The sequence below is a fragment of the Candidatus Electronema sp. JM genome (assembly GCF_048287415.1).
Taxonomy (GTDB): domain Bacteria; phylum Desulfobacterota; class Desulfobulbia; order Desulfobulbales; family Desulfobulbaceae; genus Electronema.
In genome coordinates this window covers 1-7,049 of record NZ_JBLWEN010000037.1, presented here as the reverse complement: position 1 = coordinate 7,049, position 7,049 = coordinate 1, and the positions used below count along the sequence as shown (strand labels likewise).

The following is a 7,049-nucleotide window of genomic DNA, read 5'->3' as shown; positions in this document are numbered from 1 at the left end:
AATCCTGTCAGAAAAAGAAATTCAAAAAGAAAATACGAGCCATTTTCAGAAGATGGAGTAAAATTCATCCGAAAGTGCCGATCGAATCGGCATTCAGCGTCATCGCTCAAAGATTTCCAGCGCGTCCGCATCACTTTTTGACCGCTTCCAGATAGATGGAGCAGGGTTCGTTTTCCGATCTTCTGCATAGGTTTTAATGCCATTCAGCGGCCTGCACTGACAGCTCTTTGGTTCCCATTCAGGCAGCAGCCCTATGACCCGCAGCTCATCTTTCACGGCCTTGAAATCGCATCCTGCCTGACAATAAACGAAGACATCGGGACTGCCATTTTTATCCGTGCCGTCCTTGATCGACAGAGACGGCTTTGCATCGCCATGCGCAGGGCAGCAGGTCAGCCAGCCGTCCCGGTTTCTCTTCTCCTTGCCATAGCCCAGCGCGTGGGCTATGTTTTCCGCCAAACTCATGCTGCCGCCCTCCTTGTATCCTTTGACATTGAGGAAAGAGCAGAGTAAACAGAGAACAACCTTGTCCTGCAAAGGAACTGGCGAGCGTTCCGGGGCCGAGAGCCTGCCAGCATGACAGCCTCGGAACGCGCTTTTCCGTTGCAAAACCGGTTAATTATCTGTATAATATCTCTGCATTCAAATTGACTTCGTTGTTTTGGCCGCATGATCTCTTCCAAGATCATGCAGCTTTTCTTTGGCCGTCATGCCCGCCCTCCTGCGCCACCTTCGGCAGCCCGTCAATCCATGCCTGAATCTCATCAGACCGCCATGCGACCTAACGGCTGCCCAGCCGCACAGCCGCCGGAAACTCCCGGCCCTTGATCTTGGCATAGATGGCACTCTTCTTTAATCCAGTTGCCTGCTCCACCTGCCCCAGTCTGAGCAGAACTGCTGTCATTGCTGCTTCCATCGTTTTCCCTCTTCGTTGATATGGCGCATTGCGCACGATTATGGATTTTGCTTCATGCAAGGGAAGGATACCTTGCGAAGAAAAGGAAAGCTGGTAATTGCCAAATAAAAAAGGCAATTGCCAAACGTGACAACTGCCTTGAATGAAAAAAAATAGTACAAAATCCCGCTGCCAACAAAAAGCAGCCTCTATGAATTTTTGTTCTCTTCTATCCGTTCCAGAGCATCAGTAATAGTCTTTCTCAGGCTTGAATCCTGAAAACCTTCATCTGAATAGCCAGCCTCACTCAGATCAGCCAGAAACGACTTGGCAACTGCTGAGATATTATGCTTGTCGCCGTTCCAATATTTGCCGCTATCCTTTTGCAAATAGTTTGTCCGAATGAGTCCACCGATAACCTTCAGCAGATTGCTTTCTCTTTTTTTTGACTGGGCAGCATCTTTTTTTTCTTGTTCTTCTTTCGCTTGCCCCTCACCTTCGTATGGATATTTTTTCTTGAGCCAAGCAAGGAATGATTTAGTCTCCAAGAAAAGCATCAAATTTATTTTAAGGTGTTTGTATCTATCTTCATTATAAGCGGTTAGATATGATTAAATATTTTTTTTCGTTTTTCGTCATGAGCTTCATGTTCGGCATAAAGATGGTCTGATTCTATATGCACAATCGCCGTGTTTAGAGGAAATACTTTTCCTCTTCCTGTTTCGACAGGAAAATTTATCTCTCCATCGTTAATAGCTGACGCAATAATTATTCGTCTAATCTCATCATCATTATAGAATAATTTATACAATTCTATCCCAATATTATCGCCAAACGCTTCAATCCTCTCTAAAAAATATTTATAGTCTTTACTCTCTATATTGATTCCCATAACATTCCCCTTTGATGCTACGGATTGATTTATGGATGGACAAATTTTTTCTGTTGCTCTTCTTAATTTTTCCATTGTTTTTTTGTAATCTGCCAAACTTACATTGCTATCCGCCATATTGATCGTTCCTTGAATGCCGCTTTCTTCTCCCGATACGGCCTTTAACTTGCCAAGCTCTCCCGCGCTTGGAGCAATGCTTAATCTTTCTGTCTCCTCTTTTAACGGATTCGATGCAGTTAATTCATTTCTAAATGTTCTTAGCTCCCCCATTGCCTCCTCTTTCCATTCTGTCGCATCTATTACAGCATATCTATATTTTTCTATTTCATTTGTTGGCGCATTTAATGCAATTAGCTCCGCATTCGCCTTTGTTTGTGATAGCACATCTTCATTTAGGATCCTATTAACAATAGGTTCAATTGCCTTGCTTTTAAACTCATCAATCGTTTTCATCTCTTTTATTATTTCTGAGATAGGGTTGCGAATTTCTCCCTAAATCTTATTGAGATTTTCCAATGGACTATTCTTTGAAATTATCACTCTGATCGGTTCAAACTTTTGCATATTCCATATCCTCCAATAGATTTCCCCACCACTGCATCAGCTCGCGCCGCTGCTCCAAATATTCGCTTCTATGATAGGCCGCCCGCACCTTGTTGCGCTGCTCATGGGCAAGAGCCTTTTCAATCACGTCGCCGTCAAAACCTTCCTCGTTCGCCATAGTGGAGAAGACGGCCCGGAAGCCATGCACCGTAGCTTTTGAATGGTAGCCCATGCGGTACAGGGCATAGAGCATGGTGTTCTCTGAAAGCGGCTTCACGCCGTCCCTGCCGGGGAAAATCAGCCCTTCCTTGCCGTAGAGCCTGCCCGCCCGCTCAAGGACAGCCACAGCCTGCCGTGACAGGGGCACCGTGTGCGGGCTGTCCATCTTCATCCTTGCGCCGGGGATGCGCCACAAGGCCGCGTCAAGGCTGATCTCCGCCCATGTTGCCCCCCGTGTCTCACCACTCCGGGCCGCTGTGAGAATGGTGAACTGCAAGGCAAGTTTTGTGGCTATGTCAATGTCCGCCCGCATGAGGGACTGCATGAACTCCGGCAGCTCATCACTGGACAGCGCGGCCCGATGAACGACCTTGCGGCTTTTTAAGACTCCCTGCATGTCGGCAGCCGGGTTATAGGTTGCCTTGCCAGTTCGCACTGCATAACGAAATACAGCGTTTATTCGTTGCAACACCTTGCGGGCAATCTCCAAGGCACCCCGGCTTTCAATGCTCTTCATCAACTCAAGAACCATCTGTGGCGTGACCACATCAACCGGGTAGCCTCCAAGAGAGGGGAAGGCATCGCGTTCCAATGTGCCCAAAACAGCTCTGGCATGGCTGTCGCTCCACCGCTCCTGCTGCCGCTCCATCCATTCGCGGGCCACCGCCTCAAAGCTGTTCGCCGCCGCTGCCAGCTCCACTTTCTGTTGCTCAATGACCGCCTGCTTTTCCTTCTGCCGCTCGTGGGACGGATTATTCCCCGCCTTGACCAATTCACGCGCCTCAGCTCTCGCTTTTCTTTCTTGCTCAAGGCTCATGTTGGGGTATTCCCCCAGAACGCAGGTTGACTCCTTGCCATCAAGCCTGAAACGGTAACGCCATGTGCTTTTTCCAGACTCGGCGACATGGAAATACAACCCCTGACCGTCGGGCAGCTTATATGGCTTGTCTTTCGGCTTGGCTTGACGGATTTGAACTGCGGTGAGTTTTGACATAGTGCGGATTCCGGGAGAGCGGGTACGGATACGCAGGCAGGTTATTTTTTAGACCTTATACCCGCAGTTATACCCGCTTCATGTAGCGGAAGTCAACGCACTTTTTTGGACGAAAACGGAAGGAAAGGCAAAGAAAAACCCGCTAACCGGTTAAGGTTGCGGGCTTTATTGAACCACTATGAATGATGGCTGGATGAAAAATGGTGCCGAAGGTCGGACTCGAACCGACACGGGAATCCCCACTACCCCCTCAAGATAGCGTGTCTACCAATTCCACCACTTCGGCACACAAAGTCGTATGCGTTTTTTATTCCGGCTTTTTCTGGGCAGGTGCGGCATCCTGCTTCTTTTGCTGCCCGGATGCAACTGGCGCAGCCTGCTCTTGCTTCGGAACAGATGGCTCGGCTGCTTTTTGCACAGGCACTGCCGGAGCTGTCTCAACCGGCTTTGTTTCAGTCTTCGCTGCCGGTTTCTGCTCTGTCGGCATCGGGATTGTCACCGGGGCTTCCTTTTTCTTTGGCGCGGCAGCCTCTTTCGCAGGCAGCTGGCTCATCACAGAACCAGTGCTCTTGTGCGCGGAAAGATAGGCCAGCGTCACCGACGTGCCCATGAAGACGATCGCCGAAAACGTCGTTATTTTATTTAGCAGCGGCACAGGGCCTTCGCTGCCGAACAGCGTCTGGCTGGAGCCGCCGCCGAATGTCGCTCCGGCATCCGCTCCTTTGCCGTGCTGCAAGAGCACGATGGCGATCAGGAAGAAACAGACCAGAACGTGGATGATGATCAGCAGTGTTGTCATTGAAAATGAATTATCCGCGCAAAAGCCTTGGCGTTCAACGACGCGCCGCCCACCAGAACCCCGTCTATGTCGGGCTGGGCCATCAGGCTGTCAACGTTTTCAGGTTTGACCGAGCCACCATACAGTATTCTGACGCGCTCGGCAAGTGTTTTTTCATAGAAGCGGCTTAAAACAGCGCGGATGAAAGCGTGCACATCCTGCGCCTGCTCGTTGCTGGCTGTCTTGCCGGTGCCAATGGCCCAGACCGGCTCATAGGCGATAGCCACGCTGTCCATCTGCGCGGCGGTTACATCAACCAAGCCCTGCGCGAGCTGCTCTTCAACCACGCTGAAGGTGCTGCCCGCCTCGCGCTCGGCCAAGGTTTCGCCGACGCACAGTATAGGCAGCAGACCGTGCTGCAAGGCTGCCCGCAGCCGCCGGCTGATCATCGCGTTGTCCTCGCCAAGGACGTGCCGCCGCTCGGAATGGCCGATGATAACCATCTCCGCGCCAGCATCCAAGAGCATGAGCGGCGAGACTTCGCCGGTGAAGGCCCCTTCTTTCTCCCACGCCACGTTTTGAGCCGCGACCTTGACGGCTGTGCCGCGCACAGCCTCCGCCACTGCCGCCAACGCGGTGAAGGCCGGTGCTATTATCACTTCGCGGTCGGTCACACCGTCACTGGCCGCAGCCACAGCCGCAGCCAGCCGCACCGCCTCGGCGCGATTCAGATACATCTTCCAGTTGCCTGCGATCAGCGGTGTTCTTGTCATCTTTCCTCCGAAAAAACTGCTTGACGGCTCCATGCTGTTGTTATGCAGTTCATCAAAAGAACTATGATATGGCATAACCGCGTCGCTGGCAACCGAAAACAAGCGGCAGCTCAAGAAGACTGTTCAGGAGACATCCATGAGTCCCAGCTCCGCCCATGCCGCCATGCTGATCACCGAGATCAACAACATTCGAAAATTTCGTGCTTTCCCTGAACTGGTGCTGGTGATCGGCGAGACAGACCACATCCCCGATTTATCTTTTTGCCGTTTAAATCGTCAGTTGAATAAAATCAAAAAGTGGCAGTTGAACCGCGTAACTCCTAATATTTTCTGGGGCGTGCAGGGGCGTTTCGCGAAACGCCCTTACGTTCCCTGCCGCACCACGGCCAATTTGCAGCCAAGTGCCTTGGTGACTTTGCTGATGGTTGAGAACTTCGGCTTGCCGTTTTCCGAGAGCGATTTGTACAGGCTTGCGCGGGAGATGCCTGCTTTTTTTGCGACTTCCGTCATGCCCATTGCTCTGGCCGCCGTGTTCAAGGCATGAATGAAATCGGCTTCTTCGCCGTCGGCAGCGACTTCTTGCAGGAACATACGGATTTCTTCCGGGGTATTCAGGTGTTCGGCGATATCGAACGGTTTTGTTTGCAGGGGCATAGTTCATTCCTCCAATTCGTCAATCAGCCTGCTGGCGGCTTCTATGTCTTTGCTCTGAGTGGATTTGTCGCCGCCGACAAGCAGCAGCACTATTTGATTCTGCCGCACGGTGTAATGGTAGTCCTCAAGGCATAGTGGCTAAATTTGGAGCTATATTTTCATTGTAATGATGAATAAAATTCCAAAGTGACCCGGTATGATTCTTCATCTTTTTAGATGAAAAATAAGACTTACGCGAAACGTATCTGGATGTCTGGTGATTTGAGTTGCCGCCTCAAATAATCACACAGCAGACCATGCTTGAGACGATAAACTGTCTGCCGTTTTTCGTTGGCAACTTGTTTGAGGCGGATCCACACCAACATTGCGCAAGCAATATGATTGCGGACAGTCCTGGCTTTACGGCATTGGCATCCTTCCAATCCAGCAAGCTGTTTGGTTTCCCAATGAAACTGCTCGACATTCCATCGAAATCTGCACACCTCTCGCACAGCCTGCGTGGTGTCTTGCTCTATGTCATTCGTCACGGCATAATCCGTGCGCTTGGTGGAATGCGCAACCCGGAAGAGCTTCACCTTGTGATTTTTTGGAAATCCTTTGATTTTAATCAGCTTGCCATGCTGCGTCTCAGCTTCCGTCCATTCAAGCGAGTCCACACGGCGGTACTTTCGCAAGCCGCCTGAATCGTCTGTCTGCCGGTTGCTTTTGATAGGACAAAAATATATCTTGCCGCACCATTAAATGGTCAGCATGATTTCTTTGGCCGCGTACCAACTATCCATAAGCACGGCTCTGAAACTTAGCTGCTTATGCTGCACATAGTTGAACAGCATGTCTTTGACATGATCGAGTTTTGTCTTGCAGTCATTGTCGGGATCATAAATTCTGTAATCGATGACCAAAAAATGGTCTGTGTCTATGTTGACATAAACACAGGTGACGATCCAGATACATTGAATCACTCCATGCGCATTGCCGCTGTATTGAGGCAGCGCAAGTTCTATCTTGCGAGAGTATCTCTTGTCTGCCGCAGTGTCATCGAATACCAGAAAACCTTTCGTCGTTTGCTCTGTCAGGTCTTTGACATGCTCCCAAACTAAGTTCGGAGTCAGGCGTTCCCCTGCAAGATAGCGATTGAGCGCATCATGATTGAATTTTTCGCTGTGCTCGGCAAAGTTGGTCAATAGACACTATATCGAATTTTAGGTTGCAATATTTTAAAATTTATGTTACTTGTTGTTTTACTTTGTTAATTTAAAATTTAAGCCCCAAAAAAGGCAAACTGGCGAAGAGGACATAAA

The 7,049-nt window shown here is 49.9% G+C and carries 9 protein-coding genes, 1 tRNA gene and 1 pseudogene; 1 reads left to right on the top strand and 10 read right to left on the bottom strand.

Translation table 11 applies throughout. The annotated features are described in order from the left end of the window. Window positions 1-99 precede the first annotated feature (99 nt). The 9 genes from ACNKH6_RS07660 to ACNKH6_RS07620 all read right to left on the bottom strand — a co-directional run bounded on the left by ACNKH6_RS07660 (window position 100) and on the right by ACNKH6_RS07620 (window position 5,685). Window positions 100-465 carry a hypothetical protein gene (locus ACNKH6_RS07660; protein WP_417914961.1) on the bottom strand — a complete coding sequence of 122 codons (366 nt, stop codon included), beginning with the start codon at window positions 463-465 and terminating at the stop codon, window positions 100-102. 316 nt (window positions 466-781) lie between these two features. Continuing rightward, the gene (locus ACNKH6_RS07655) at window positions 782-904 is read right to left on the bottom strand and encodes an AlpA family phage regulatory protein (protein ID WP_417914960.1); all 123 of its coding nucleotides are present in this window, start codon (window positions 902-904) and stop codon (window positions 782-784) included. Between the two features lie 200 nt (window positions 905-1,104). Continuing rightward, window positions 1,105-1,443 (bottom strand): hypothetical protein, encoded by a 339-nt coding sequence (locus tag ACNKH6_RS07650; RefSeq protein WP_417914959.1) that lies wholly within the window; start codon window positions 1,441-1,443, stop codon window positions 1,105-1,107. Between the two features lie 53 nt (window positions 1,444-1,496). After that, window positions 1,497-2,240 carry a hypothetical protein gene (locus tag ACNKH6_RS07645; protein ID WP_417914958.1) on the bottom strand — a complete coding sequence of 248 codons (744 nt, stop codon included), beginning with the start codon at window positions 2,238-2,240 and terminating at the stop codon, window positions 1,497-1,499. A gap of 97 nt (window positions 2,241-2,337) precedes the next feature. Continuing rightward, a complete protein-coding gene (locus ACNKH6_RS07640; RefSeq protein WP_417914957.1) occupies window positions 2,338-3,543 on the bottom strand; it encodes a tyrosine-type recombinase/integrase in 1,206 nt (401 codons plus the stop codon). 201 nt (window positions 3,544-3,744) lie between these two features. Next, window positions 3,745-3,829: transfer RNA gene (locus ACNKH6_RS07635), tRNA-Leu, on the bottom strand. 21 nt (window positions 3,830-3,850) lie between these two features. Beyond that, entirely contained in the window at window positions 3,851-4,342 is a 492-nt protein-coding gene (gene secG / locus ACNKH6_RS07630; protein ID WP_417914956.1) for a preprotein translocase subunit SecG, read from the bottom strand. After that, window positions 4,339-5,094: a triose-phosphate isomerase gene (tpiA, locus tag ACNKH6_RS07625; protein WP_417914955.1), complete on the bottom strand. Its 756-nt coding sequence runs from the start codon at window positions 5,092-5,094 to the stop codon at window positions 4,339-4,341. The genes secG and tpiA overlap by 4 nt, the downstream gene beginning before the upstream one ends. A gap of 363 nt (window positions 5,095-5,457) precedes the next feature. After that, complete coding sequence (locus ACNKH6_RS07620; protein WP_417914962.1) at window positions 5,458-5,685, bottom strand: addiction module antidote protein; 228 nt, start codon at window positions 5,683-5,685, stop codon at window positions 5,458-5,460. Here ACNKH6_RS07620 and ACNKH6_RS07615 point away from each other — a divergent pair. Further along, window positions 5,635-5,883, top strand: coding sequence for a hypothetical protein (locus ACNKH6_RS07615; RefSeq protein ID WP_417914963.1), 249 nt, complete (start codon window positions 5,635-5,637; stop codon window positions 5,881-5,883). The genes ACNKH6_RS07620 and ACNKH6_RS07615 overlap by 51 nt on opposite strands. 95 nt (window positions 5,884-5,978) lie before the next feature. Here ACNKH6_RS07615 and ACNKH6_RS07610 read toward each other — a convergent pair. Beyond that, window positions 5,979-6,932, bottom strand: a pseudogene (locus ACNKH6_RS07610) (transposase). Window positions 6,933-7,049: the final 117 nt, after the last annotated feature.